The organism is Cypionkella sp. PAMC25878, from assembly GCF_058135695.1.
Window position 1 is genome coordinate 4545644 of the sequence record NZ_CM176871.1, and the last position, 25543, is coordinate 4571186.

At 60.5% G+C, this 25543-nt stretch carries 25 protein-coding genes, 1 tRNA gene and 1 pseudogene; 12 read left to right on the forward strand and 15 right to left on the reverse strand.

What is annotated here, in order from left to right; translation table 11 throughout:
• Window positions 1–209: 209 nt before the first annotated feature.
• Window positions 210–1179, forward strand: a pseudogene (locus ACS5RD_RS22650) (IS5 family transposase).
• Between the two features lie 278 nt (window positions 1180–1457).
• On the opposite strand, the gene ACS5RD_RS22655 reads toward ACS5RD_RS22650, so the two are convergent.
• From ACS5RD_RS22655 to ACS5RD_RS22670, 4 genes are all read right to left on the reverse strand, one after another.
• Window positions 1458–1534 (reverse strand) — tRNA-Arg (locus tag ACS5RD_RS22655).
• Window positions 1535–1640: 106 nt separating this feature from the next.
• Window positions 1641–3062, reverse strand: a complete 1422-nt coding sequence (locus ACS5RD_RS22660) for a sensor histidine kinase (RefSeq protein WP_489929249.1) — start codon at window positions 3060–3062, stop codon at window positions 1641–1643.
• A gap of 67 nt (window positions 3063–3129) precedes the next feature.
• Window positions 3130–4539, reverse strand: a complete 1410-nt coding sequence (locus tag ACS5RD_RS22665; RefSeq protein ID WP_489929250.1) for a dihydrolipoyl dehydrogenase family protein — start codon at window positions 4537–4539, stop codon at window positions 3130–3132.
• Window positions 4540–5235, reverse strand: coding sequence for a TVP38/TMEM64 family protein (locus ACS5RD_RS22670; protein ID WP_489929251.1), 696 nt, complete (start codon window positions 5233–5235; stop codon window positions 4540–4542).
• Between the two features lie 262 nt (window positions 5236–5497).
• Here ACS5RD_RS22670 and rpmH point away from each other — a divergent pair, with 262 nt between their 5' ends.
• The 7 genes from rpmH to yihA all read left to right on the forward strand — a co-directional run bounded on the left by rpmH (window position 5498) and on the right by yihA (window position 11378).
• On the forward strand, window positions 5498–5632 hold the full coding sequence (rpmH, locus tag ACS5RD_RS22675) for a 50S ribosomal protein L34 (protein ID WP_008032609.1): 135 nt from the start codon (window positions 5498–5500) through the stop codon (window positions 5630–5632).
• A gap of 39 nt (window positions 5633–5671) precedes the next feature.
• A complete protein-coding gene (rnpA, locus tag ACS5RD_RS22680; protein ID WP_489929252.1) occupies window positions 5672–6085 on the forward strand; it encodes a ribonuclease P protein component in 414 nt (137 codons plus the stop codon).
• Window positions 6082–6330, forward strand: a complete 249-nt coding sequence (gene yidD, locus ACS5RD_RS22685; protein WP_054006360.1) for a membrane protein insertion efficiency factor YidD — start codon at window positions 6082–6084, stop codon at window positions 6328–6330. The genes rnpA and yidD overlap by 4 nt, the downstream gene beginning before the upstream one ends.
• A gap of 163 nt (window positions 6331–6493) precedes the next feature.
• Complete coding sequence (locus ACS5RD_RS22690) at window positions 6494–8038, forward strand: putative bifunctional diguanylate cyclase/phosphodiesterase (protein ID WP_489929253.1); 1545 nt, start codon at window positions 6494–6496, stop codon at window positions 8036–8038.
• A 138-nt stretch (window positions 8039–8176) separates the two neighbouring features.
• A complete protein-coding gene (gene yidC / locus ACS5RD_RS22695) occupies window positions 8177–9982 on the forward strand; it encodes a membrane protein insertase YidC (protein ID WP_489929254.1) in 1806 nt (601 codons plus the stop codon).
• A complete protein-coding gene (locus ACS5RD_RS22700; protein WP_489929255.1) occupies window positions 9979–10725 on the forward strand; it encodes an MOSC domain-containing protein in 747 nt (248 codons plus the stop codon). Before yidC ends, ACS5RD_RS22700 begins: the two co-directional genes overlap by 4 nt.
• Entirely contained in the window at window positions 10722–11378 is a 657-nt protein-coding gene (yihA, locus tag ACS5RD_RS22705) for a ribosome biogenesis GTP-binding protein YihA/YsxC (protein WP_054006385.1), read from the forward strand. The genes ACS5RD_RS22700 and yihA overlap by 4 nt, the downstream gene beginning before the upstream one ends.
• A gap of 51 nt (window positions 11379–11429) precedes the next feature.
• Here the strand turns inward: yihA and ACS5RD_RS22710 are convergent, their stop codons facing one another.
• Entirely contained in the window at window positions 11430–12161 is a 732-nt protein-coding gene (locus ACS5RD_RS22710) for an SDR family NAD(P)-dependent oxidoreductase (RefSeq protein WP_054006384.1), read from the reverse strand.
• A 206-nt stretch (window positions 12162–12367) separates the two neighbouring features.
• Here ACS5RD_RS22710 and argB point away from each other — a divergent pair, with 206 nt between their 5' ends.
• The 4 genes from argB to ACS5RD_RS22730 all read left to right on the forward strand — a co-directional run bounded on the left by argB (window position 12368) and on the right by ACS5RD_RS22730 (window position 15324).
• A complete protein-coding gene (gene argB / locus ACS5RD_RS22715; RefSeq protein WP_489929256.1) occupies window positions 12368–13267 on the forward strand; it encodes an acetylglutamate kinase in 900 nt (299 codons plus the stop codon).
• A gap of 139 nt (window positions 13268–13406) precedes the next feature.
• On the forward strand, window positions 13407–14195 hold the full coding sequence (locus tag ACS5RD_RS22720; protein ID WP_489929257.1) for a sterol desaturase family protein: 789 nt from the start codon (window positions 13407–13409) through the stop codon (window positions 14193–14195).
• Entirely contained in the window at window positions 14138–14824 is a 687-nt protein-coding gene (locus ACS5RD_RS22725; protein WP_489929258.1) for a ferredoxin, read from the forward strand. The genes ACS5RD_RS22720 and ACS5RD_RS22725 overlap by 58 nt, the downstream gene beginning before the upstream one ends.
• Window positions 14821–15324, forward strand: coding sequence for a SixA phosphatase family protein (locus ACS5RD_RS22730; protein WP_489929259.1), 504 nt, complete (start codon window positions 14821–14823; stop codon window positions 15322–15324). The genes ACS5RD_RS22725 and ACS5RD_RS22730 overlap by 4 nt, the downstream gene beginning before the upstream one ends.
• 125 nt (window positions 15325–15449) lie before the next feature.
• Here the strand turns inward: ACS5RD_RS22730 and ACS5RD_RS22735 are convergent, their stop codons facing one another.
• The 10 genes from ACS5RD_RS22735 to ACS5RD_RS22780 form a co-directional block, all read right to left on the reverse strand.
• On the reverse strand, window positions 15450–16229 hold the full coding sequence (locus tag ACS5RD_RS22735; RefSeq protein ID WP_489929260.1) for an amino acid ABC transporter ATP-binding protein: 780 nt from the start codon (window positions 16227–16229) through the stop codon (window positions 15450–15452).
• A 16-nt stretch (window positions 16230–16245) separates the two neighbouring features.
• Window positions 16246–17679: an amino acid ABC transporter permease gene (locus ACS5RD_RS22740; protein WP_489929261.1), complete on the reverse strand. Its 1434-nt coding sequence runs from the start codon at window positions 17677–17679 to the stop codon at window positions 16246–16248.
• 1 nt (window position 17680) lies between these two features.
• Window positions 17681–18943, reverse strand: a complete 1263-nt coding sequence (locus tag ACS5RD_RS22745; protein WP_489929262.1) for an amino acid ABC transporter permease — start codon at window positions 18941–18943, stop codon at window positions 17681–17683.
• A gap of 130 nt (window positions 18944–19073) precedes the next feature.
• The gene (locus ACS5RD_RS22750) at window positions 19074–20090 is read right to left on the reverse strand and encodes an amino acid ABC transporter substrate-binding protein (RefSeq protein ID WP_054006351.1); all 1017 of its coding nucleotides are present in this window, start codon (window positions 20088–20090) and stop codon (window positions 19074–19076) included.
• A gap of 234 nt (window positions 20091–20324) precedes the next feature.
• A complete protein-coding gene (locus tag ACS5RD_RS22755) occupies window positions 20325–21032 on the reverse strand; it encodes an ATP12 family chaperone protein (RefSeq protein ID WP_489929263.1) in 708 nt (235 codons plus the stop codon).
• Entirely contained in the window at window positions 21029–22069 is a 1041-nt protein-coding gene (locus tag ACS5RD_RS22760; RefSeq protein ID WP_054006349.1) for an RluA family pseudouridine synthase, read from the reverse strand. Before ACS5RD_RS22760 ends, ACS5RD_RS22755 begins: the two co-directional genes overlap by 4 nt.
• Window positions 22066–22416 carry a fluoride efflux transporter CrcB gene (gene crcB / locus ACS5RD_RS22765; protein WP_489929264.1) on the reverse strand — a complete coding sequence of 117 codons (351 nt, stop codon included), beginning with the start codon at window positions 22414–22416 and terminating at the stop codon, window positions 22066–22068. Before crcB ends, ACS5RD_RS22760 begins: the two co-directional genes overlap by 4 nt.
• A 131-nt stretch (window positions 22417–22547) precedes the next feature.
• Window positions 22548–23858, reverse strand: coding sequence for a replication-associated recombination protein A (locus ACS5RD_RS22770; protein ID WP_489929265.1), 1311 nt, complete (start codon window positions 23856–23858; stop codon window positions 22548–22550).
• A 193-nt stretch (window positions 23859–24051) separates the two neighbouring features.
• On the reverse strand, window positions 24052–24690 hold the full coding sequence (locus tag ACS5RD_RS22775) for a glutathione S-transferase family protein (protein ID WP_489929266.1): 639 nt from the start codon (window positions 24688–24690) through the stop codon (window positions 24052–24054).
• 240 nt (window positions 24691–24930) lie between these two features.
• Complete coding sequence (locus tag ACS5RD_RS22780; protein WP_489929267.1) at window positions 24931–25521, reverse strand: acyl-homoserine-lactone synthase; 591 nt, start codon at window positions 25519–25521, stop codon at window positions 24931–24933.
• Window positions 25522–25543: the final 22 nt, after the last annotated feature.

Consider the following 25543-nt stretch of genomic DNA (forward strand, 5'->3'; position numbering starts at 1 on the left):
TGAGCTCGGTTTGTTGATCTGCTTCTGATCCGCGCATCGCCATACCGGCCCGCGGCTGTGTCAATCGCCGCAACGAGAGGCCTGATACATGACCGCACCCGATCACACGCTCAAGCCGTTCAAAAACCACTTGCACCAACGGGGGCATCCATACATGCACAAATCGCGAGGGATTCCCTGTGTGACTCCATGGTGTTAGTGGCAGGGCCATGAGCGAACCTACACCTCCGACCTACCGCACGACAAACTGGCGCTCTTACAACGCCGCCCTGAAGCAGCAAGGCTCGCTGCTGATCTGGTTTGACTCAGAGACGGTCTGGCAGAGCGGCCCAGCGGAAAGCGGGGCCGCTCTGCCACCTTCACCGACGCTGCTATCCAAGCGTGCCTGACATTGAAGGCGCGGTTCGGGTTGCCATTGCGGCAGACGACGGGGCTGGTGGCAAGCCTGCTTGAACTGGCCGGCCTGGATTGGCCAGTGCCGGATTTCGGCACGCTGCCCCGTCGCCGGTAGGGTCTGGATGTCGCCATTCCCTACCGGCCTAGCACAGGTGCGCTGCACCTCTTGATTGACCGCACCGGGATCAAGGCCGAAGGCGAAGGCGCGTGGTTCGCCAAGAAACATGGGCTCTCCAAGCCACGCCAATGGCGCAAGGTTCACCTAGGGATTGACGCAGATACGCTGGAGATCCGCGCCATCGAGGTGACCGGTAGCTGGGTTGGGGATGCGCCAATGCTGCCCGAACTGCTGAACCAGATCCCCACTGATCAGCCCATCGGCAAGGTGAGCGCCGATGGTGCTTATGACACCCGGGCGTGCCACGCCGCCATCGCGGCGCGCAGCGCCTGTGCCGACATTGCCGCGCGCAAGAATGCACGGCCATGGCTGGAGAACACACCGGGCGCGCAGGCCAGGAATGAAACTGTCCGTGCCACCCGTCGCCTTGGCCGCACGATCTGCAGGCGGTGGAGCGGCTGCCACCGACGAAGCCTGATCGAAACAAAGTGCGGTGCTTCAAGCTGCTCGGAGAACGCGTGATGGCGCGCGACTTCGACAGGCAGGTGGCCGAGATACAGATCAGGGCCGCAATCCTGAACCGCTTCACGGCCCTCGGAACCCCCGCAAACTCAACGCGTGGGATGAGGCTGTTCAACGGAAGGAAAAACTCGGCCTCGGTCTGATTTGCACAACAGAGCCCGTTGCACGTCAAAAATTCAGGCAATTCAGCCCTTTCACACGACCAATACCGAGATGTTCCACTCCATCGCGATAATAATGGCTCGGCCGAGGCCCAGCGGCTCCTGTTAGTCGAACTTGTTCACAGGCAGAAGGTGGATACAAGACCACTTAACTTTACTAACTTCATCGACATGCAGCCAGTGGCTCCTGCCGTGGTAGCCCGGTGGTAGCCGAAAAAGAAAAAGGGCTCAGGTAACTCTACCCAAGCCCTTGAATTCTTTGGTGGACCCAGAGCGATTCGAACGCCCGACCCTCAGATTCGTAGTCTGATGCTCTATCCAGCTGAGCTATGGATCCACTCTTGCGGCTGCATTTAGCCCCCCCTGCCGGGCATTGCAAGAGCGAATACGCAGCGAAATGCAACTTGATGCGCAATCCGCGCGTAACCTTGGGCAAATCGTGATCAGGTCGCAGAGTCGATTGTTTTCGGCAAATGCACCAGAAACTCGGTGCCATCCGCGTCACTGCGCGCCAGTTCCAGCCGCCCGCCATGGCCGCGGATCAGCTCGGCGGCAATCGCCAGACCCAAGCCGATGCCGCCTTTGCGCGCGCCGCCCTGAAACGCCTCAAACAGATGCTCACGGGCCTTTTCTGGCAGGCCGGGGCCGGTGTCGCCGACCCTGACCCACCATTCTGACGCGCTCTCTCCGGCTGAGATTTCGATGCTGCCCTCGACCCCCGTTGCCTCGATCGCTTGGCGCGCGTTGCGCACAAGGTTGGACAGCACCCGGAACAACTGATCGTAATCGGCATGGATCACAAGCGTCTCGGGCACTTCGATCAGGCAGGTCACCGGGCCTTCGCCCGCAAGGCCCTCGCCTTCAGCGACATCCTCGGCCAAGGTCGCCAATGCCACCTCGCGCAACTGCGGCGCGGGTTCTTCGGCCTTGCCAAACGCCAATGTTGATTCGCACAGAGCCACCGCGCGGGCGATGGAGCCGACCAGTTTCGGGGCAGCACGCGCCACCATCGGATCGGTGCTGCCCTCGATCCGGTCGGCAAACAGCTGCGCCGTGGTCAGGATGTTGCGCAGATCGTGGCTGATCTTAGCGACCGCCCCGCCCAGCTGTGCGAGGCGTTCCTTTTGCCGCAAAGAGCCGGTCAGCTGGGTCTGCATCGCGTGCATGGCTTCCTCGGCATCGCGCAGCTCCACCACCGAGGCGGTTGGCTCGATCACCCGGCGGGCATCCTCGGGCGCTTCGGCATAGGCGGTCATGTGGTTGACCACCCGGCGGATCGGCAACACGATCAGGCGCTGCACGGCGAGGAACAGAAAGAACGCGGTGACGCCAGAGATCAACGCCGACAGCAGCAGAATCCGCCCGCCGTAATCCAGCATAGCATTGCGCATCGGCGCGGAATCCATCGTGATTTCAATCAGAAGCCCTGCGGACTGCACCGGATAGCCGATCACCCGGATGATCTGATCATCGGGGTCCAGCAGGCAGGCAAATGCATCGCGGATCAGCGCCCAAGGCCCCGCCTCACGCAGATCGAAAGTGTCCGAGATCGGCGTTGGCAGCGGCGAGGACAGCACCAGCTGGCGCACCTCATCCCGGCGCAACACAACGTTGTAAACCTCGGCATTGGCCAGCAGTTCTTTTTCCAGTGCAGGTGTCACCATGTCTTCGGCAGCCAGCTGGGCCAGCGAAGCGATTTGCGCCTTCTCCAACCGCAGGGTCAGAAAATCGGCGCGAAATCGGGCAATCGAAGGCACGAAGATCAGCACTTCGGCCAGCATGACAAAGGCCACGGTCAAGGCCAAAAACCGCCCCGACAGGGTGTTCAGAAATCCGCCCCGCCTTGCTGCCACGCTTCTGGTCATCCTCTGTGTACAAATATCCTCAGGCGGCTTGGGGGATGAAAGCCCCCAGCCCGCCCGCAAACGCAACTTATGGCAAAAGCCGCTGCACCAGCCGCACCACCCGCTTCACGGCCATGTTATCAAAGAGTTTCGGAGAGAAATAGGCCCCCGCTGCACGCTTCGAAATCTCGCCACGCGTGGGATATGGCGCGATCATCGCGGCCAGCGCGCCGATCTTCAGGCCGGAGGCCAGCGCCAAAGCCCAAAGCCCGATCAACTCCCCTGCCCCCGCGCCAACAAGAGTGACGCTCACCGGGCGGCCTTTCAGCAGCATCAGCTTGAGAAAGCCTGCGGTTTGACCATCGGTCACCGCGCGGTCGTTGTGCAGAAACTCTTGCCGGATAACCAGCACGCCGGGATATTTGGCGCGCGCCTCGGCCTCGGTCAGCCCGATCTGCGCCAGTTCGGGGTCGGTATAGGTGACCATTGGCACCACACTGGCCTGCTTGGCGGGCAGGCCGAACAGCATTTGTTTGATCACCACGCTGGCATGGGCCCCCGCGACATGGGTGAATTGCAGGCCCCCCGCCACATCGCCCACCGCATAAATCCGGCGGTTGCTGCTGCGCAGATTGGCCCCCACCGTCACACCTTTATCGCTGTAAGCCACGCCTGCGGCTGGCAAATCCAGCTTTGCAATGGCAGGCGTGCGCCCGGTGGCAACCAGCAGATGCGATCCGGTCAGCGTGGTGCCATCATTCAGCACCGCTTCCAACCCCAGCGGCGTGGGCCGCAGCCGGGCGATGTCGCGGCCCTCCAGCATCTCGATTCCCTCGGCGCGCAGGGCGCCGAGGACGACGGCAGCCGCCTCGGGGTCAACGCGGCTGAGCACACGGCTGCGGGCGATCACCGTCACCGCACAACCCAAGCGCCGATGCGCCTGCGCCATTTCCATCGCAATCGGGCCGCCGCCGAGGATCAACAGATGATCCGGCCGCGCGGTCTGCGCGAAAATCGTTTCATTGGTCAGATAGGGGATCGCCTCCAACCCCGGCAGCTCTGGGATCGTGGGATGCGACCCTGTCGCGATCACAAAGCGCCGGGCGCGAATGATCTTTCCGCCCGCCTCCACCTCGCGCGGGCTTATAAAGCGGGCATAAGCGCGGATCACTTGCACGCCAAAGCCCTCAAAGCGCTCCTGACTGTCCACCGGAGCAATCTGCGCGATCACCGCCGCGACCTGCGCTTTGACGGCAGCAAAATCAATCTGCGGCTCGGCCCCCTGCACACCCGGCGCGCCCATACGGATCACCTGCGCCGCGCGGCCCGCGGCCAACAGCGCCTTTGATGGCACGCAGCCATAGTTCAAACAATCGCCGCCCATCGCAGCGCCCTCAATCAGCACCACGCGCGCACCCATCTGCGCCGCCCCCGCCGCAACAGAAAGCCCCCCCGAACCTGCACCAATGATGCAGATATCTGTCGAAATCCGCTCCATTCAGCCGCCCTTCTTGCGTTTTTTCAACAGGATCGGCACCGCGGACAAAGCCGCAAGCCCTAACAAGGGTAGCAGCACAGGGGCCGAGAAAATCACCCCCAAATCGGGCCGCTCACCGCGTGCAAACACTTTTCCTAATCCCGCGCCGACCGAAGTAAACACCAACGCCGCAGGAATAATGCCGAAAAATGTCGTCACCGCAAACGGCAAAAGCCGCACCCCCACCATCGCAGGCAGCAGATTGGCCAGCACAAACGGCAGCGCAGGCACCAGCCGCATGATCAACAAGGCCGACCATTGGTTCTCGCGCAACGCGGTTTGCAGACGCGAGGCTGATCCGCCTTGCAGACGCTCGGCCAAGCTCGCGCCAAACCCCGCGCGCGCCGCCAGAAAGATGCAGACAGCGCCAATGCTGGCAGCAAGTACGTTATAGAATGTGCCGGGGAACATGCCGAACAGGAAGCCGCCCGTCAGCGTGGCGATGGTGGCTCCGGGCAGGCTGAGGCCGACAATCACGATATAGACCGCGATAAACCCAAGACTCGCCCAGAGGAAATGCGCGTCGCGGTAGGCCAGCAGCGCCTCACGGTTCTCGGCCAAAGCCTCAAACGACAACCGCTCACGCAGAAACACCGCACCAGCAACAGCGGCGCAGAGAATCAGCACAATCGGGATCAGGCGCGCACATCGGGTCATGGTCTTCCTTTAGCCCAAGATGGTCGGATTGGCCTGCCCACGCCAGCCGTCTCACGCCAGCTTGATCTGGTTTGCGAAATCGGCGATCTAAAGCCGCGGATTTGTAACAGTTTGCCCCACCCCAGACGCGATGATCGGCAAATGTTGCAGAAATCTCGCAGGACGCGCGTTGACTTACCGATGATCCGCCCCTAAAGACCGGGCTTCAAGTTTACGCCGTCGAATCTTTAAGGTTCGCCGTGCCCGTCTGATGGAGACCGCGATGAAGCGCACTTTTCAACCGTCGAACCTGGTTCGCGCCCGCCGTCACGGCTTCCGCGCCCGCATGGCTACCAAAGGCGGCCGCCTTGTGCTGGCAGCTCGCCGCGCTAAGGGCCGCAAGAAGCTGTCGGCTTAATTTCTGACTGACCCTGCGGGGTCGGATGCAGGAGCAGACATGACACCGCCGAAGGTATCGGACATTGGCCCCACCGCCGAAGCGTCCGAAACGCCTCCGGCGGTTTCCGTTTGTGTTCAGACCATGAAGAACCGCCCGGATTATCTGCGCACTGCACAAGGGCGCAGGCAGGGCACGGGCAGCTTTCTGTTGCAGGGCCGTGCGCGGGGCGATGATCAGGCCACGGTGCGGATCGGCTTCACGGCCTCGAAGAAAATCGGCAACGCGGTGGCGCGCAACCGGGCCAAACGGCGGATGCGGGCCTTGGCGCGAGAGGTGCTGCCGCGGCTGGCGCGGCCCGGCTGGGATTATGTGCTGGTCGCCAAGCCAGAGGCCACAATAGCGCGCGATTACAAAGATATGCTGGCCGATCTGGCCACCGCTTTGGCCTCGGTGCACAAGGCGCGGCCATGACTCCGCTGGCGCGTATCGTGGCCCTGCCCGTGCGCGCCTATCGGTTGGTGCTGTCGCCTTGGATTGGCCATGGCTGCCGCTTTCAACCCACCTGCTCGGCCTATGCAATGGAAGCGTTAGAGCGGCATGGCGCGGCCAAAGGCGGTTATCTGATGGTGCATCGGATTTGCCGCTGCCATCCATGGGGTGGGCAAGGCTATGATCCGGTGCCCGGTGCCGACCCCGAGTTTGACGCCAAACGTTAAGGCGGAACGCGGGCCGCTTTGGCGCCGGATGATTAACAAACCGTGGAACAAATAGCGAAAATCCTCTGCAACTTTGAGGTGAGGATTAACCTTCCGATCAGGGTGTTTGCCTAGTCTTGCCGCATCGGGGTGGCGTTGCCCCGCAGCAGATAGGGCCGGACCGATGGTTTCACGCTTTTTCACCGCAGTCTCCACCGGGTTCGCCCACATTGGCGTGCTGATGCGCAGGCCAGAGGCTTTTGTGTTCCTCCCCGCCCTGACCCTCGCCGCGTTCTGGCTGGGCGGCGAGCGGGATTTGATCCTGACAGCACTTGGTGCGCCGCTGTTGTTTGCGATTTCAGGCGCAGTGCGGCCACAGGAAACCCCGCCCGATCAATCGCAAGTGCTGGAAGGTCTGTCGCTGCGCGCCCAAATCGTTGGCACTCTGGACGCGGTTTTGCGCGAATCGCATCTGAGCGGGCGCACCACCGCCTGTTTGGTGCTGCAATTCGATCTGGCAGAGCGGATGATCGAACAACATGGCCGCGCCGCACAGACCGAGGTGCTCGCACGCTCGGCCGAACGGATTTGCGCCTCTTTGCGCGCGGGCGATGTGGTGGCGCGGCTGGAAGGCGGCGGCTTTGCGGTGGCGCTGGCCCCGGTGCGGCGGCTGGATATCGAGACGGTGGTGCAGGTCGCGGCGCGCCTGCAATCGGCGCTGTCCGCCCCGATCAGCCTGAACGCAACCCGGATCTACATCACCTGCTCGATTGGCTTTTGTCTGGGCAGTCGCGCACCAGAGGCAAGCGGTGCCAGCCTGCTGAACGCCGCGCAGATTGCCGCCGACGACGCCTTACGCCACGGCCCGAGCGCCATTCGCAGCTTTTCCGAGGACATGGCCGCCAATCGCGCCGACCGGGACGCTTTGCGCGATGAGTTGGAGCACGCGCTCGACGAGGGCCAGATTCGCCCACATTTCCAGCCGCAAATCTCTACCCATACCGGGGCGATCACCGGGTTTGAGGCGCTGGCGCGCTGGTATCACCCCGATAAGGGCCTGATTCCCCCCGCCGAATTTCTGCCGATGATCGAAGATGCGGGCCTAAGCGAACGTCTGGGTGAGGTGATTTTGTACCACGCGCTCTCGGCCCTCGCCCGCTGGGATCGCGCCGGGTTAAATGTGCCAACCGTGGCCGTGAACTTCTCATCGCCGGAACTGCGCAACCCGCGTCTGGCCGAAAAATTGAAATGGGAGTTGGATCGCTTTGATCTGGAGCCCAAGCGACTGTCGGTTGAGGTGTTGGAAAACGTCGTCGCTCAAACCGACAATGACATCATCGTCTCAAACATCGCAGCGCTGGCGGCGTTGGGCTGCGGCATTGATCTGGATGATTTCGGCACCGGTCACGCCTCGATCACCTCGATCCGCCGCTTTGCGGTGCGCCGCATCAAGATCGACCGCAGCTTTGTCACCCGGCTGGATGAGGATCGCGAACAGCAAAAGATGGTGGCGGCGATCCTGTCGATGGCCGAGCGGTTGGGGCTGGAAACCTTGGCCGAAGGGGTTGAGACCCCCGGCGAACATGCCATGCTGTCACAATTAGGTTGCGGAGATGTGCAAGGCTTCGGCATTGCCCGCCCGATGCCGGTGGATGAGACGATGGAATGGATCGCCCGTCACCGTGCCAAGGTCGGGGCGATTCCGCGCATCGGCTCACGCGCCCGTTAGGGTCAAATCGGCGCGCACACCGCGAATTGCGCGGCAAACCCGGCGCGAAGCCCTTTGAGTCGGGGAAAACCGCTTGACCTTTGCGCCCCCCTATCGTTGAACCACGCCTGACCCTGAACAGGAATGGTGCTTGTCCCGATGGACGATCAAAACAAGAATCTCATCCTCGCAACCGTGCTTAGCTTTCTGGTGATCCTTGGTTGGTTCGTCGCAGGCCCGATGCTTTTTCCGCAATGGTTTCCCGCTGAGACCCAAGCGCCGCTGACCCCGGTTGCCGCGACACCCGAGGCTCCGGCCACTGCGGCCCCGGCAGGCACCGTGGCCTCGACCGAGCCTTTGCCGGAAGCGCCGCGGCTGACCATCGACACCCCGAAACTGTCGGGCTCGATCTCGATGCTGGGCGGGCGGTTCGACGATCTGTCACTGAAAACCTACCATGAGACGATTGAACCAAACTCGCCTACCGTCAAACTGCTGTCGCCTGTCGGCCAGACCACGCCCTATTACGCGGTGTTTGGCTGGGCGCCGGGTGTTGGTTTGACCGCCGAAGACGTGCCGGGTGCTGCGACCGAGTGGAAAATCGCAGCAGGCGGCACTTTGTCGGTGGGTCAGCCGGTGACGCTGCAATGGGAAAACACCAAAGGCCTGAAATTCCTGCGCACCATCGCGGTGGACGAGGATTTCATGTTCTCTGTGACCGATCAGGTGCAAAACACCGGAACGGCGGCTGCAAACCTGTATTCCTACGGCCAGATCGTCCGCCAAGGCCTGCCGAAACTGCAAAATATCTATGTGGTACACGAAGGTCTGGTGCGCCGCACAGATGGCAGCCTTGAAGAACTGAAATATTCTAAATTCGCCTCGATGACCCCGAATGAACGTGAGGGTTACCCTGCCGAAGTGACCGAGGCCACCAAGGATGGTTGGATCGGCTTCACCGACCACTACTGGATGACCACTCTGGTGCCCGAACAAGGCAAACCCTATACCGCAGTGGCGAAATATCTGCCCGGGTCGGACATCTATCAGGCCGAGGTGCGCCAGCCTTTGATGACGGTTGCCCCCGGTGCAACCATGGAAACCACCACCCGGATGTTTGCGGGCGCGAAAGAATGGGAAACCATTCGCGCCTATCAGGATAAGGCAGGCATCGCCGGTTTCATCGATTCGATCGACTGGGGCTGGTTCTACTTCCTGACCAAACCGATCTTCTTCGTGCTGCATTGGCTGCACGGTCTGATCGGCAACATGGGCCTTGCGATCATCGGGCTGACCTTCTTCCTGAAACTTCTTGTGCTGCCGCTGGCCTATAAATCCTACGTCTCGATGGCGCGGATGAAGGAATTGCAGCCTGAACTCGAGGTGCTGAAAGAGCGTGCAGGCGACGATAAGCAAAAGCTGCAAAAGGACATGATGGCGCTGTATAAAGAGCGTAAAGTGAACCCTGCTGCGGGCTGTTTGCCGATCTTCATCCAGATTCCGATCTTCTTCTCGCTGTATAAGGTGATCTTCGTCACGATTGAATTACGGCAATCGCCGTTCTTCGGCTGGATCCGCGACCTTTCCGCACCCGACACCTCGTCGATCTACAACCTGTTCGGCGCTTTGCCTTGGGGTGCCCCCACGCCGCACACTTTGCTGGCAACCATCTTCATCGGCGTGCTGCCGATCCTGCTGGGTGTGACGATGTGGCTGCAACAGAAACTGAACCCGGCCCCGGCCGATCCGGTGCAGCAACAGCTGTTCGCTTGGATGCCGTTCGTGTTCATGTTCATGCTCGGCGGTTTCGCCAGCGGTCTGGTGATTTACTGGATCACCAACAACACCATTACCTTCACCCAGCAATATCTGATCATGCGCAGCCACGGTCACAAACCGGATATTTTCGGCAATATCAAATCCGGCTTTAGCAAGAAAAAGCCCGTCGAGGTCGCCAAGAAATGACCAAACGGCTGGCGCAAATTTGCCGCCACCCGATCAAGGGACACGGACGCGAAGCCCTCGCGTCCGTTCGTCTTTTGGCGGGGGAGTGTCTGGCTTGGGATCGGCATTGGGCGGTGGCGCATGAGGCGGCGAAACTCGTACCCGGTTGGAATCGCTGCGTGAATTTCGCGCGGGGCGCGAAGGCTCCGGCGCTGATGGCGATCACCTCCAGCTTGGATGAGGCGACCGCGACCGTTACCCTGAACCATCCAGAGCGCGGTGAGATCAGCTTTCGCCCGGATGATCCCGCCGATTTGCCTCGGTTTCTGGACTGGGTGACGCCGCTGAATCCGCCCGATCGTGCGCAGCCAGTAGCGATTGCGACCGCCGGGCGCGGCATGACGGATACCGCCCTGCCCGCGCTGTCGATCCTATCCACCGCCTCACTGGCAAATCTGTCGGCGCGGATGGGGATTGAATTGTCGAGAGACCGCTGGCGTGGTAATCTTTGGCTCGACGGGGCGGGCCCTTGGGCCGAATTGGCTTGGGTTGGCCAGAACATCCGTATCGGCGGCGCGGTGTTGCGGGTTGAAGAACGCATTGAGCGGTGCAGTGCCACCACCGTTGATCCTGAAACTGGCCGCCCGAACGCACCGACGCTGCAAGCGTTGAACCAGCATTTCGGCCATCAGGATTTCGGCGTCTATGCTGTGGTTGTGGAAAGCGGGCCGATTGCGGTCGGCGATGAATGGAGATTGGCATGAGCAGCCTAGAGTTCACCTTGGCCCCCGAGCCGGAATTCCCCTCGCGTGAGGCCGGCCGCTTACTGTTCGCAGGCCCGGTTGATTTCGTCAAAGGCGTGGTCGCAATGTCGGGTCTGCCCGAACCAGATCGGTTGGAGGTCTGCTTTGCGGGCCGCTCGAATGTCGGCAAATCCAGCCTGATCAATGCTTTGACGGGCCGTAAAAACCTGGCTCGCGCCTCGAACACGCCGGGACGGACGCAAGAGATCAACTATTTTGCCTTGGGCGAGATGAACCGTTTTCTGGTCGATTTGCCCGGCTATGGCTATGCCGAGGCGCCGAAGCCGATTGTCGCAAAATGGCAGGCACTGCTGAAGGCCTATCTGGCGGGGCGGCAAACTTTGCGCAGGGCGTTTGTTTTGATCGACACAAGGCATGGCGTGAAGGCTGTGGATGAGGAGATTATGGATCTGCTCGACCGCTCGGCTGTGACGTTTCAAGTCGTGATGACCAAGATGGATAAGGTTTCTGCGGCGGAGCGCGACGCGAATATCGAGCAGGTTAAAGGCGCGCTGGCGAAACATGCTGCGGCTTACCCGGAATTGGTGGTGACCAGTTCGGAAAAGGGCGATGGTATTGAGACTTTGCGGGCGATCATCGCGACGCTGGTATAGGCAGGCGATTTCTGCGCAGAAATCGTGCCGGAATTCGCGCGAATTCCGGTTTCAGACGTGCTGGCCGCCGTTGATCTGGATCTCGGTGCCGGAGATATAGCTCGACTGCTCGGAACACAGAAACCAGATCGCGTCGGCAACCTCTTTCGGTTGACCCAAGCGGCGCATCGGCAGTTGATCTACGATTTTATCGGTCCCGGGGGAGAGGATCGCGGTTTCCACCTCTCCCGGAGCAATCGCGTTGACCCGCACGCCGAGGGGACCGAAATCGTGGGCCATCTCGCGGGTGAGCGCCGCCAGCGCGGCTTTCGACGTGGAATAGGCGGCACCCGCGAAGGGATGCACCCGGCTTCCCGCAATCGAAGTGACGTTCACCACCGAACCTTTTGCGGCGGCGAGTTCGGTTTGCAGGCCGCGGGCGAGGATCACGCTTGCGAAGAAGTTGACGTGGAAGACTTGGCCCCATGTCCGCAGATCGGTCTCTAGGGTGTTCAGCCGTTTGCCACCCTCACCTTTTGGAGAGATTCCGGCATTGTTGACGAGGGCGTGGAGTTTTCCGTTCAGCTTAGCCTTGATCGTCTCCATCGCGGCGATGGTTTTGTTGGGGTCAGCCAGATCAATCTGGATGTGGTTCTCCTCTCCCCCCGGCCACGGGCAGCGCGGATCGAAGGGGTGGCGCGAGCAGGTCAGCACGCGCCAGCCTTCTGCCCCGAAACGTTTGACGGTGGCGTGGCCGATTCCCCGGCTGGCTCCGGTCAGGACGAGGGTTTTCTGCTCGGGCATCATGGCCTCCTTGTCTGGGGCTCAAGCTAGGGCATTGCGGGGCGATTGCAAGCCTGTCCGCGTGTGGACACTGGTCCAGCTTACATCATTTCAATCACTTAGCGGGGGGCCGTTTACGGGAAATTAACCTCTGCCCAGACACAAAAGCTTTGCTTGGCAGGGGGGGCTAAAGGGGCTATCAGGCAAAAAATCCTGGAGTCTTCCCCATGCAAAAGCAGACCCTGACCATGAATGATGCGATCAACACCGCCAAGATGCTGTCCGAGGCCCTGCCCTATCTGCAACGCTTTGAGGGCGCGGTGGTGGTGGTGAAATTTGGCGGCAATGCGATGGGCGATGATGCCGCGATGGCAGAGTTTGCCCGCGATGTGGTGCTGATGCGGCAGGTTGGGGTGAACCCGGTTGTGGTGCATGGCGGCGGGCCGATGATCAACGAAATGCTGGCCAAACTGGGCATCAAATCGGAATTCGTGCGCGGCAAACGGGTGACCGACAAGGCGACGGTGCAGGTCGTTGAGATGGTCCTGTCGGGTCTGGTCAACAAGCGCATCGTACAGGCGATCATGGACGCGGGCGGACGCGCGGTGGGGATTTCCGGCAAGGATGATGACCTGATGGTTTGCGTCGCCGATGATCCTGAACTCGGCTTTGTTGGCCGTCCGGTGGAGATGAACGTGCAGGTTTTGCGCGATTTGTACAATGCGGGGATTATTCCCGTGGTCGCTCCGGTGGCGACCGGGATGGCAGATAATGAGACGTTCAACGTCAATGGCGACACCGCGGCGGGGGCGATTGCCGGGGCGTTGCAGGCCGATCGGTTGCTGTTGTTGACCGATGTGCCGGGGGTGAAAAACGCCGCAGGCGAGGTGATGACCCAGATCACCCCGGAAGAAATCCGGCAAATGACGGCGGATGGGGTGATCTCGGGCGGGATGATCCCGAAAACTGAAACCGCGCTTGCGGCGATTGAGGCGGGGACGCGGGCGGTGACGATTCTCGACGGGCGGATTCCCAATGCCTGCCTGTTGGAACTGTTCACCGATCACGGCGCAGGCTCGCAAATTCGCTCCAGCACGCCGCGCGTCAAGCCGCATGTGAAGCGCTAAGGGCTTTCATACTGGCTGAAATACCCCCGCCGGAGGCTGCTGATGCCAACCCAAAGAGCCTCCGGCGGGAGTATTTCAGCCAATGTGAAAGCGCTTGCCTTCATCTTTAGTCAGCCTAGGCTGCTTAGCGGAGGCTGCGATGAAATATGAAGTTATGCTGCGCTTGTCGGTGTTTTTCAGCCTGTTTGTGGTGTTTGCCGGGCTGGAGGCTTTGGCGCCAAAACGCAAGCGGGTGCTGGAGCGCGGGCGGCGCTGGCTTACCAATCTGTCGATAACGGTGTTGAACACGCTGGCTTTGCGGGCGCTGTCGGTGGCTTTGCCGTTTCTGGCAGTCGGCGCGGCAGTGGATGCGTGGTCGATGGGTTGGGGTGTGCTGAACCGGGTGGCGTGGCCGCTGTGGGTTGAGGTGTTGATCGCTCTGCTCGTGTTGGATTTTGCGATTTGGGCGCAGCATTGGTTGACGCATAAGGTGCCGTTTTTCTGGCGGTTTCACCGGATGCACCATGCCGACCGCGATATGGATGTGACCACGGCTTTGCGGTTTCATCCGGTGGAGATTTTGGCCTCGATGGGGCTAAAAATCGGGTTGATCTATGCTTTGGGGCCGCAAGCGGTGGCAGTGGTGTTGTTTGAGATTTTGCTCAATGGCATGGCGTTGTTCACCCATGCCAATCTGCGGCTGCCTGTGTGGTTGGACGCAGTGGTGCGGTTGGTTTTGGTGACGCCAGACATGCATCGGGTGCATCATTCGGTGGTGCGGGCCGAGCATGACAGCAATTTTGGCTTTGCCTTGTCGGTTTGGGACAGGATCTTTCGCACCTATCGGGCGCAACCTGCGGCGGGGCATCAGGGCATGGTGGTGGGGCTACAATGGCAAGACGAGAAACCGGCACGATTGGGGTGGAGCCTGTGGCTGCCGTTTCGTTAAGCGCGATTGAGGACTTGGCGGCGCGGCATCATCTGGCAGTGTTGGGCGGGTTTTGTTGTGAGGATGAGGCTGGGTTGCCTGCGGGCACACGCTCGGTTCTGCTGCTCGGGCCTTCGGAGCCGGGGTATTGGGCGCATGTGAAGGCACAGCCCGAGTGGGGTAAGCCGGACCCGATTGATCGCTGGTCGCGCCGCGTGATTGGTGGGATGGCGTGTGATCTGGGCGCGAAGGCGCTGTTTCCGTTTGGCGGCGCGCCCTATCATCCGTTTTATCAATGGGCTTTGCGGACCGGGCGGATGTGGGACAGCCCGGTGCGATTGCTGGTGCAGGCGGAACAGGGCCTGATGGTGTCATTTCGTGGGGCGCTGGCTTTGAAGCAGCGGGTGGAAGTTCCGGTTGCGGTGTCGCCCTGCGAGGGCTGTGCGCGGCCATGTCTGGATGCTTGTCCGGTGAAGGCGTTGGATGGGGCGGGCTATGATGTGCCTGCCTGTCGCGCCTATTTGAGCGGGCCAAGTGGCGGGGATTGCATGAATTCCGGCTGCGCTGTGCGACGGGCTTGCCCGGTGTCACAAGGCTATGCAAGACTGGCAGAACACTCGGCTTATCACATGGGAACATTCCACACATGAAACGCCTTATTTTGACGCGCCACGCCAAGTCGGCTTGGGATGATCCACTTACGCCGGACCACGACCGGCCTTTGAATGAACGGGGGAAGGCGGCGGCGGCAGATTTGGGGCAGTGGCTGGCCTCGCGCGGGTATGTGCCGCAGAAGGTTTTGTGCTCGGATGCCGTGCGGACTCGGCAGACTTGGTCGGGGATTGCACCGGCTTTGCCTGCAACTCCGTTGATGGAGTTGAAGCCCGCGCTGTATCACGCCGGGGTGGATGTGATGCTGGCGGTTTTGAAGCACGCGCAGGCGGATGTGGTGATGATGATCGGGCACAATCCGGGGATTGCCGAGTTTGCCGAGAAGTTGGTGGCGAAGGCCCCACTGAATGCGGAGTTTGGCCGCTATCCGACGGGGGCGACACTGGTCGTTGATTTCGCGGTCGATGCTTGGGATCAGATTGAACTGGGCCAAGGCGTGACGGTGGATTTTGTTATCCCGCGCGAGATGGTGGTTTAGGGAGGTCCCGAGTTGGGACCTCCTAGAGATTATTGCTAGATCAATCGGTTAGGTTTTGACGATAAGGAATTGTTAACGAAAAAGGCGCCTAGGGAGGGGCGCCTTTTTGTTTGTGTTGGGTGGTGTCAGTGCCCGAGAATCTGCGACAGGAACAGCTTGGTGCGTTCCGACTGCGGGTTGTTGAAGAACTCGCGTGGCTCGTTTTGCTCGACGATTTGGCCTTGGTCCATAAAGATCACCCGGTTGGCGACAGCTTGCGCAAAACCCATTTCGTGGGTGACGCAGAGCATGGTCATGCCTTCTTCGGCGAGCGAAATCATGGTGTCGAGTACCTCTTTGATCATCTCGGGGTCCAAAGCCGAGGTCGGCTCGTCAAACAGCATGATGCGGGGTTTCATGCAGAGTGAGCGCGCGATGGCGACTCGCTGTTGTTGGCCGCCCGAGAGTTGACCGGGGTATTTATGCGCCTGCTCGGGGATTTTCACCTTATGCAGGAAATACATCGCGGTTTCTTCGGCTTCTTTTTTCGGCACCTTGCGGACCCAGATTGGGGCCAGCGTCAGGTTCTCAAGGATGGTCAGATGCGGGAACAGGTTGAAGTGCTGGAACACCATGCCGACTTCCGAGCGCACCTTGTCGATGTTCTTGAGGTCTGAGGTCAGTTCGGTGCCATCGACGATGATCTGGCCCTGCTGGTGTTCCTCTAGTCGGTTGATGCAGCGGATCAGGGTGGATTTACCCGAGCCGGAGGGGCCGCAGATAACGATACGTTCGCCCTTGTTCACCGTCATGTCGATGTCGCGCAGCACATGGAAGGTGCCATACCACTTGTTCATATTGGTGATTTGAATTGCCACCTCGTCAGAGATTTGCATCTTGCTGCGGTCGATTGCGGGGTCTGCCATGATGTAAGTCCTTGATTTAGCGGTGATCAGTCTTCAGCTTGTTCTCCAGATACATCGAGTACCGGGACATGCCGAAGCAGACGATAAAGAAGATTGCGCCGACGAAGATGTAGGGCTCCCAGTAGATGCCCTTCCACGCGATGTCGGCGCGCACAATGGTGGTGATGCCGCGCAACGGATCGGCGAGGCCGACGAAGGACACCAGCGTTGTGTCTTTGAACAGGCCGATGAAGGTCGACACGATGCCGGGGATCGAGATTTTCAGCGCTTGCGGCATGATGATCAGCCGCTGCGCCTGCCAGTAATCCAGACCCAAAGCGTCGGCAGCTTCATACTGGCCGCGTGGCAGGGCGGCGAGGCCGCCGCGCACCACTTCGGCGTTATACGCGGCCGAGAAGATGGTGACGAGGATGACGACGCGCAGGATCAGGTCGAACTTGGTTTGCGGCGGCAGGAAGTATTGCAGCAGCAACGACGCGGTGAACAGCATGGTGATCAAGGGCACGCCGCGGACGAATTCGATGAAGCCGACCGAGAGGGTTTTGACGAGGAACATGTCAGAGCGGCGACCGAGGGCGAGCAGGATGCCCAAGGGCAGCGAGATCGAGATCGATGAGACGCCGATCACGAAGGCCAACAGGAAGCCACCGAATTTGTCGGAGTTGACGTAGGTGAGCTGGAACGGAAGCAGCGCTTGCCAAGCCTCAGACACATAGGATTGCAGGAACAACCACCACAGGCAGGCGGCAATAAAGCCGATGCTGGCGCCCATCACCGGCCCCAGTTTGGGGGCTACGAGGCCATAGATCACGACCATAACGGTGAAGCCCAAAAGGGCGGTGATCGGGCCCCAGATCGAACCGCCCCAGAGCAGCCAAAGCGCGACGAAGGGGAACAGCAGGGTGACGATCAGCAACAGGCGCGGTTTGATCGCGGCGAGGGCGGCCATTAGGGCGATGGCAAGCACGGTGTGGAACGAGAAGCCATCTGCGCCGATCAGGCAGAGCACGGTGAGGGCTCCGACCACGCCGCAGAGTTTCGACATCGCGCTTTTGTTGTCAGAGTACAGCACCGGGGCGAGGGCGACAAACAGCAGACCGAAGGCGAGGATCGGACGCCACCACAGGCTGGGCGGGTAGAAGCCGAAGATGAACTGCGACCAACGTTCACGGATCATCGCCCAGCAGGCACCCGAAGCATCGGGGCCCGCGCTTGCGGCGACGATTTTGCGGCAATCGGCCATCGAGTTGGCGTCACTCCATACCCCATTGGCGAGCCACGGCCATGACAGGGCGATCAGTTGATAGAGCGTCCAGATCGCAAGCAACGTCAGGATGGTGTTGAATGGGCCCTTGAACAGGTTCTCACGCACCCAGCGGATTACGCCGCTTTGCGAAATGGGTGGGGCCTGCGGGGCAAGCATGTCTTTGCGGATGTAAGAGAGAGACATCTTAACGCTCCTTCAGTTTGACAGAGGCGTTATAGGCGTTCATCACCGCAGAGATGATCAGGCTGATGATCAAATAGATCAACATCATCAGGGTCATACACTCTAGCTCTCGCCCGGTCTGGTTCAGGGTGATGCCGCCCAAAGTGCCGCGCAGATCGAGGTAACTGACGGCAATGCCAAGCGAGGTATCCTTGGTCAGCGAGAGATATTGCGAGATCAGCGGCGGGATGATCACCCGCAGGGCTTGCGGCAGGATCACCAAGCTCATGGTGCGACCGGGGCGGATGCCGAGGGCAGCGGAGGCTTCGGACTGGCCACGGCTGATGGCTTGGATGCCAGCGCGGACGGTTTCGGCGATCACCGAGGCGTAGTAGAGCGTCAGCGCGATGGTCAGAGCGGTGAAGGAATGGGCGATGTTGATGCCGCCCTTGAAGTTGAAGCCTTTGAACACCGGATATTCCCAATGCAGGCCCATGGCGAACAGCAGGGCTACGACCGGGACGAACAGGATCAGCACGGATTTCCACCAGATCGTGGGGCGGATGCCGGTGGCTTCTTGGATGACTTTGGTGCGGCGGCGCAGCAGGATATTGGCGTAGATCGAGGCCGCAACCACCGCGATGACGGCGATCAGTGACAGGCTGATCGGCATGAAGCCCAGATGCACGGTCGGCAGCGGATTGGTCAGCAGCGGCAAGGGCACGTTGGTGCCGCGGTTGGTCACAGCGATGGTGTCGAAGAAATTCATATGCGCGGCAGAGGTTTGGCCTTCGACGAGTTTGAAGGCTTTCGGCTCGGGCCGGGTCTCTGAGAACACCACATAGACGAGGATGATCCAGAGCAGCAGAGGGACGTTGCGGAAGATCTCAATGTAGACGGTCATCAAACGGGCGACGAGCCAGTTTTTCGAGAGCCGCAGCACGCCGATGATCACGCCGAGGATGGTCGACAGGATACAGCCGACCAAGGCGACGACGAGGGTGTTGCACAACCCGACCAGCAGGGCGCGGAAGTGGGTGTCATCGTTGGTGTAGGGGATCAGGTGTTGATCAATGTCGTAGCCTGCGCGGTTCCACAGGAAGCCAAAGTTGATGTCTTTGTCCTTGGCCGCAAGGTTCACGATGGTGTTGTTGGCCAACCACGCCACACCCAGCGCGAACAGGATCAGAACGATCACTTGGATGGTGTAGCTGCGGTAGCGGGTGTCGTAAATCAGCATGCCCAACCGAAAGTTTGCTTTCGGTGGCTCGGTCGCGAGCGTCATATGTATTCCCCCTGCCCTGCCGCTGCCGGGCTTTTGCCGGTCGTTTGGGGTGGTCCCCTGCGGTCAGGTGATGTGCCGGATCAAGGTGAAACGGGCGCGGATTTCCCCGCGCCCGAGTGGTCAGGTCAGATTACCGGAACGGCGGAGCGTATTGCAGACCGCCTTGGGTCCACAATGCGTTCAGGCCGCGTGCCAGACCGATTGGGGTCGAGGTGCCGATGTTGGCTTCAAAGATCTCGCCGTAGTTGCCGGACGCGGCGATGGCGCGCTTGGCCCATTCCTTGTCGAGACCCATCATCGCGCCCATGTCGCCTTCAAGACCAAGCAGACGCTTGACTTCCGGGTCGGTGGTCGATGCGCCAACGGTGTCGATATTGGCTTTGGTGATGCCTTTTTCTTCAGCTTCGAGCAGCGCGTAATAGGTCCAACGGACGATATCGCCCCAGTTGTTGTCGCCATGACGTACGACCGGGCCGAGCGGCTCTTTCGAGATAATTTCTGGCAGGATGATGTGGTCAGCCGGGTTTGCCAGCGAAGCGCGCGACGCAGCGAGGCCCGAGGCGTCAGTGGTGTAGGCGTCGCAAGCACCGGCGTCATACTGGCGCAAAGCTTCCGAGTCGTCGCCGACGGTGACTGGGGTGTAGGAGATGTTGTTGGCTTTGAAGAAGTCAGCCAAGTTCAGCTCGGTCGTGGTGCCGGTCTGGATACAGACGGTGGCGCCATCAAGTTCTTTCGCCGAGGACACGCCCAGCTCTTTTTTCACCATGAAGCCTTGGCCGTCATAGTAGTTCACCGCAACGAAATCGAACTTCAGGTCGGTGTCGCGCGAGAAGGTCCAGGTCGAGTTACGCACCAGAACGTCAACTTCGCCGGAAGCCAGAGCGGTGAAGCGGGTCTCACCGGTGGTGGGGACGTATTTCACTTTGGCAGCGTCGCCCAGAACGGCAGCGGCAATGGCTTTGCACAGATCAACGTCGAAGCCGACGTAAGCGCCGGTTGCATCCGGGGCACCGAAGCCGGTCAGACCGACGTTCGCGCCGCAGATCAGCTCGCCGCGCGCTTTCACGTCATCGAGCGTGCCGGCAAATGCCGCGCCCGCAAGGACCGTGGTGGCCGCAAGTGCGCCGAAGAATACGGATTTTTTCATTCTTACCTCTTCCTGGTTTCCGCCCGTTTTTCGGGCGAAGGTTATATGCCCTGCACAAGTTACAGGTGCCTTCCCGAGTGACGGCAAGCGCCGCCAGTGTCAGTGATACTCGGACATAGCGATGCAATCGGTCAAGCAAAACTGCCAATATAACGGATTTTACCGCTATCATAACGCTTTGGGGCAGTCAGACAGACAGAATGTGCAAAGAAGCAGCAAGATGGGAGAAGATTGTTACCCGCACAATACGAAGAATCGTGCCGCTTCGGCCAGTGCCTGCCGTTTAAGCGATTCTAACGCCGCCGCATCTTCGTCGACGCCCCAGAGTTCGTTCTGCCAAGTCTCGTCGATTCGGCTTAACGACCATGCCTCGTCCAACGACAGGCGACCTCGGGTCACCGCAAGGGCGAGGATCAGCGAGCCTGAAATCGCGATCAGATCATGCACGGCGGCGAGTTGAAATGGGGTGAAGGCATGGACCTGCGCCGTCAGTTTGGCGATGGAAGCTTCCGGCTGCCGTATATGCATCACGCCAGCGGTGGCGATCAGGGGGCTGCGCAGGGCGGCGGCGGACCAAGCCAGCAGTGGGTCCCATGCGTCAGCCTGACGGTCGATCAGTTCTTGCGGGCCAGTGGCGCGGTAGCAGAGCAGATCAGTTTCGCCGTAGCGGGCAAGGTCATGCGCGACGGCGGCGAATTGGATCGCGACATTGTCGATGGCGGAATTGGCGGCGCGGGTGGCGGGCATGGTTTCGGGTTTGACGCGGCCTTGTTGGGCATCCCATTCGGCGGCAATCACTTCGGCCATCGCCATTGTCGGCAGAACCAGCAAGCGTTTGGCCGGGGTTTTGACCGCCCGGCCATCAAGGGTTACGCTGAAACCGCCGTCGCAGGGCCCTGCAATGGCTTGTTTCCAAAAGCGTTTTGCCGTCCAAGCGCTCATTCAGCACCCGAGAACGGATCGGCGGGCACTTGGTTTTCGCCCCAATCAAGGGTCTTCCACGTGCGGGCCATATGCTCGGGCAGTGGTGCTGTGAAGGTCATCATTTTTTTCAGGATCGGGTGTTCGATGGTCAACATGCGGGCGTGCAGGTGCAGCTTGCGGGAGATATCGCCGCCGATGCTGGCCCCCCAACCGTCACCCATATTCTCGGTGCCGGAGACGCCATATTTGCTGTCGCCCAAGATCGGATGGCCGATCTCGGCCATATGGGCGCGCAACTGGTGAGTGCGGCCAGTGACAGGCTCCAGCGCCATCCACGACAGGCGCGAGCCGAGGAACCACAGGGTGAAATAATCGGTCTGGGCGCGTTTGGCATCGGGGTGTTCGGCCATTTTCGCGGGGTGGATACAGATCATCTTTTCGTCGCCGTGACGACCGCCGCCGGATTTTTGCAGCCCGTATTTGATCGAACCTTTGCGCGGGTGCGGCACGCCCGCGACGGCGGCCCAATAAATTTTGCGGGTGAGACGGTGGCGCAGGGCTTCGCTGAGCGCACGCGCCACGCGGTCGGTGCGGGCGAGCATCAACAGGCCCGAGGTGTCTTTATCGAGGCGATGCACCAGTTTGGGGCGCTCTTTGTAGCCGAATTTCAGGGCTTCGGTCAGGCCATCAACATGGCGGTCGCCTTGGCCGGAGCCGCCTTGCGACGGCAGGCCGGGCGGCTTGTTGAGGATGATGATATGCTCATCCTTCCACAGCACGGCGTTCTGGATCATTTTCTCATCGGCGGCGGAATAGCTGCCCGCGCGGCGGGCAACCGGGGCTGCGGCATCGGGCAACGGCGGGATGCGGATGGTCTGGCCGGGGGCGACGTGATCCGACGCCTTGCAACGCGAGCTGTCAACGCGGACTTGCCCGGTACGACACATCTTTTCGACATGGCCTTGGGTGACTTGCGGAAAACGTCGCTTGAACCAGCGGTCGAGGCGCTGTTCGCCTTCGTCTTCGGTGACAGTGATCAGTTGAACGTCGCTCATGCGAGGGCTCCACGGGCTAGGGCTGCGCCAAGGGCGACGGCTATGAGAGAGAGGGTGACGGAGGCCAGCATATAGGCTGCGGCCTGCGGGATTTGGCCGGATTGCCAGAGTTTTAGGGTGTCGAGCGAGAAGGCGGAGAAGGTGGTGAAGCCGCCCAAGACGCCGGTCATCAGCAGGGGGGAGAGGTTGGTGCGGCTAAGGGTGACGAAAAAGATGCCCATGACAAAGCTGCCCGCGATGTTGACGAAGGCGGTGGCCCAAGGCGCGCCGAGGGTCGAGATGCACAGGTGGCGCAAAACCGAGCCAATGGCGCCGCCGAGGGCGACTTGGGAGAGCGTGTAGAACATCAGGTTTCATTGGGCGCAGGCGGGGGATTTGTCAACTGCGCTTGGGTTGGGGGATGGTGTTGAATACCGTTGGCGGTGGGTGATGGTGAGGGCGGAACGCGCCGGGGGATATTTAGGCCAGTACGAAATTGTTAGCCGTCATTTCTTTTGGCGCGGAGTTTGACGAAATAGTCGATGCGTTTTTTCAACTCACGCTCAAAACCGCGCTCGGGTGGGGTGTAGTAGATCGGGCGCTTCATGTCGTCGGGGAAATAGTTTTGGCCGGAGAAGCTGTCTTCGGCGTCGTGATCATAGGCGTAGCCCGCGCCGTATCCGATGTCTTTCATCAGTTTGGTGGGGGCGTTGCGGATGTGCAACGGTGGCGGTTGGCTGCCTGTTTCACGCGCGGCTTGACGGGCGGCTTTGTAGGCTGTGTAGACCGCGTTCGATTTGGGGGCGAGGGCGAGATAGACGAGGGCTTGCGCGAGGGCGAGTTCGCCTTCGGGAGAACCGAGGCGTTCGTAGGTGTTCCAGGATTCGAGGCAGATTTGCTGGGCTTGCGGGTCGGCGAGGCCGATGTCTTCGACGGCCATGCGGGTGATGCGGCGGGCGAGAAAGCGCGGATCTTCGCCGCCTTCCAGCATGCGCGCGAACCAGTAGAGTGCTGCGTCGGGGTCTGAGCCGCGCACCGATTTGTGCAGGGCCGAGATCAGGTTGTAATGTTCTTCGCCGGATTTGTCGTATTTGCTGGCGCGGCGCATCAGGCGGGTGGCGAGTTGGTCGCGAGTGAGCGGTTTGTCGAGTTTCCACGCGGCGATTTGCTCGATCAGGTTCAGCAAAGCGCGGCCATCTCCGTCGGCCATCTCTATCAGCGCTTCGCGGGCGTCTCCGGTGAGCGGGAGTGCGCGGTTCAGGTCTTTCTCGGCGCGTTGGGCGAGCAGCTCAAGGTCAATCAAATTGAGGCGTTCAAGGATGATGACTTGGGCGCGGGAGAGGAGAGCGGCATTGAGCTCGAAACTGGGGTTTTCGGTGGTGGCACCGACCAGAAGAATGGTGCCATCTTCCATATAGGGCAGGAAGCCGTCTTGCTGGGCTTTGTTGAAACGATGGATTTCATCGACAAAAAGCAGGGTGCCTTGGCCGTTTTGGCGGCGAATTTTGGCGGATTCGAACATTTTGCGCAGGTCAGGCACGCCAGTGAAGATCGCGGAGATCTGCACGAAGGCAAGGTCGGATTCATGGGCGAGCAGGCGCGCGATGGTGGTTTTACCGACGCCGGGCGGGCCCCAAAGGATCAACGAGGACAGGCTATGGGCAGCGATCATCGCGCCTAAGGGGCCATCGGGGCCGAGGACATGACCTTGGCCGATCACCTCGGACAGCGTGCGCGGACGCAGACGGTCTGCCAAGGGGCGCGGGGCCTCTGGCACGGGTTTTCCGGGGGTGTCGAAAAGGTCTGACATGCGGGGAGTTTACGCGGCAAAGCGGAGCGGGGGAAGGCGGATTGCGCCCAAGCTGTTGGGGCGGGGGAACTGGCTCAAGCGGGCAGAGGAGATTGCGTTGGGGCAGCTGATTGGAGAAACCTCATTTGAGCCCAAACCAGACCTTCATCAAACCTCCGATTTGATAGCAGCACGCATCGAGTGTCGACTTTGCTCAATCAGCCGCAGCAAAATGCGCCATCTGATCCGCATGCGCCTTTTGGAAGGCTGGTCTTTCCGTGGCCCGCACAACGTAATCTCGACAGGCGGGATAGTCTGCCAAGCCTTCAAACCGGTCGACGAGACGCAGCACATCCGCCATGAGGATGTCAGCCACCGAGAAGCGCCCAGCCAGCCATTCACCCCCTGCAAGCACCGTTTCCATATGCGCTAGCCGGTGGGTCAGAAAATCGTCGAAAAACTTCCACATCTGCGTTTCGCCTGTCTCACCGGAAAACTTGAAAAAAGACCATGGCTGACTTGCTGCCTCAACCGATGCTAGTGCGGCAAAAAGCCATTCTTTGACTTCGCTGCGGCCTCGCGGATGGGTAGGCATTAATATCTCGCTGAGCTCGCCCAGGTGCAGAAGGATCGCACCGCTCTCGAAAATCGTGAGCTCGCCATCAGTCAACCAAGGTATCTGACCGAAGGGCTGATGAACCAAATGTGCAGGCTGCCGGTCCCTGAAGGGTGTGCTTTCGACGCGATAGGGCAAGCCAGCCTCTTCTAACGCCCAACGCACCCTTAAGTCGCGCACAAAGCCGCGCGGCATGTCTGGAACCCAGTCATAGGTCGTTAGGATCAGGTGATTCATTGGAGACTCCAAGGAAATCGGCAGCCTATCGACGAGACCATCCTGCCTCAACCTTCACCTTTTGTTTGGCAGAGTAAAGCACTCCCAATGACAGCTCCGTCCCACATAGCTGACCCACGCCGCCACGAGTCATCATATCCCACCGAATAGGGGCAGTTTCGTCACCACTTCCACCTGCCCCGCTGCGTGATATCGGGGGCTGCGGGCGGCCCTGCTCCCCATAGGCCGCCGCAGGTTTGGTCAGTGCTTGGTCAGGCTGAAATCCATCTCGACCACTTGGTTGTCGATGGCGTCGATTTCCATCACCGGACCCATCGCCTTCATCTTGACACCGACGCGATCGGCCCAACGGGGCCAAGTGGCCGCGAGCAGGGTCAGGCAGTGCGTCGCCCCCAGGCTGCGCACGGTGTCACCGAGTTGGGCGATCAGCTGCGCATGGACGCGGCGGCGGATCGAGGAGGGCACGTCATGGGCGACGAACAGGCGGCTCGATTCCCAGATGTGATCGCCGATGGGGGCCGGATCGGTCAACAGGTTGGCCGGGATCGTGTCCAGCAGTCCGCGTTGTGCGTCGCGGATCATATAGCTGTAGATGCCGCATTTCGCGGTGGTGGGCGTCAAGCGGTTGCCGGCCAGAACCCGACCCTGATCGTCATGCACGACAACCCAGCGGCTGGCGGGGGTGTCGTATTGGTCGTATTCCATCCCCAAAGCTTCGGGCAGATCCCATTTGTTGTGGACGATGAACAATTCACGCCGGGCGCGAAGCATATTCGCGAACAGCTCTCCATGGTTATGGAGGTTGGCAAAAGACAGTGTGGTGGTGAGCATTGTGGTCTCCGTTATGTTCAGA

Coding starts and splice junctions, on each gene's coding strand:
- ACS5RD_RS22660 (WP_489929249.1), bottom strand. CDS start 3,062: ATGACCAGAAGCGTGGCAGCAAGGCGGGGCGGATTTCTGAACACCCTG.
- ACS5RD_RS22665 (WP_489929250.1), bottom strand. CDS start 4,539: ATGGAGCGGATTTCGACAGATATCTGCATCATTGGTGCAGGTTCGGGG.
- ACS5RD_RS22670 (WP_489929251.1), bottom strand. CDS start 5,235: ATGACCCGATGTGCGCGCCTGATCCCGATTGTGCTGATTCTCTGCGCC.
- rpmH (WP_008032609.1), top strand. CDS start 5,498: ATGAAGCGCACTTTTCAACCGTCGAACCTGGTTCGCGCCCGCCGTCAC.
- rnpA (WP_489929252.1), top strand. CDS start 5,672: ATGACACCGCCGAAGGTATCGGACATTGGCCCCACCGCCGAAGCGTCC.
- yidD (WP_054006360.1), top strand. CDS start 6,082: ATGACTCCGCTGGCGCGTATCGTGGCCCTGCCCGTGCGCGCCTATCGG.
- ACS5RD_RS22690 (WP_489929253.1), top strand. CDS start 6,494: ATGGTTTCACGCTTTTTCACCGCAGTCTCCACCGGGTTCGCCCACATT.
- yidC (WP_489929254.1), top strand. CDS start 8,177: ATGGACGATCAAAACAAGAATCTCATCCTCGCAACCGTGCTTAGCTTT.
- ACS5RD_RS22700 (WP_489929255.1), top strand. CDS start 9,979: ATGACCAAACGGCTGGCGCAAATTTGCCGCCACCCGATCAAGGGACAC.
- yihA (WP_054006385.1), top strand. CDS start 10,722: ATGAGCAGCCTAGAGTTCACCTTGGCCCCCGAGCCGGAATTCCCCTCG.
- ACS5RD_RS22710 (WP_054006384.1), bottom strand. CDS start 12,161: ATGCCCGAGCAGAAAACCCTCGTCCTGACCGGAGCCAGCCGGGGAATC.
- argB (WP_489929256.1), top strand. CDS start 12,368: ATGCAAAAGCAGACCCTGACCATGAATGATGCGATCAACACCGCCAAG.
- ACS5RD_RS22720 (WP_489929257.1), top strand. CDS start 13,407: ATGAAATATGAAGTTATGCTGCGCTTGTCGGTGTTTTTCAGCCTGTTT.
- ACS5RD_RS22725 (WP_489929258.1), top strand. CDS start 14,138: ATGGCAAGACGAGAAACCGGCACGATTGGGGTGGAGCCTGTGGCTGCC.
- ACS5RD_RS22730 (WP_489929259.1), top strand. CDS start 14,821: ATGAAACGCCTTATTTTGACGCGCCACGCCAAGTCGGCTTGGGATGAT.
- ACS5RD_RS22735 (WP_489929260.1), bottom strand. CDS start 16,229: ATGGCAGACCCCGCAATCGACCGCAGCAAGATGCAAATCTCTGACGAG.
- ACS5RD_RS22740 (WP_489929261.1), bottom strand. CDS start 17,679: ATGTCTCTCTCTTACATCCGCAAAGACATGCTTGCCCCGCAGGCCCCA.
- ACS5RD_RS22745 (WP_489929262.1), bottom strand. CDS start 18,943: ATGACGCTCGCGACCGAGCCACCGAAAGCAAACTTTCGGTTGGGCATG.
- ACS5RD_RS22750 (WP_054006351.1), bottom strand. CDS start 20,090: ATGAAAAAATCCGTATTCTTCGGCGCACTTGCGGCCACCACGGTCCTT.
- ACS5RD_RS22755 (WP_489929263.1), bottom strand. CDS start 21,032: ATGAGCGCTTGGACGGCAAAACGCTTTTGGAAACAAGCCATTGCAGGG.
- ACS5RD_RS22760 (WP_054006349.1), bottom strand. CDS start 22,069: ATGAGCGACGTTCAACTGATCACTGTCACCGAAGACGAAGGCGAACAG.
- crcB (WP_489929264.1), bottom strand. CDS start 22,416: ATGTTCTACACGCTCTCCCAAGTCGCCCTCGGCGGCGCCATTGGCTCG.
- ACS5RD_RS22770 (WP_489929265.1), bottom strand. CDS start 23,858: ATGTCAGACCTTTTCGACACCCCCGGAAAACCCGTGCCAGAGGCCCCG.
- ACS5RD_RS22775 (WP_489929266.1), bottom strand. CDS start 24,690: ATGAATCACCTGATCCTAACGACCTATGACTGGGTTCCAGACATGCCG.
- ACS5RD_RS22780 (WP_489929267.1), bottom strand. CDS start 25,521: ATGCTCACCACCACACTGTCTTTTGCCAACCTCCATAACCATGGAGAG.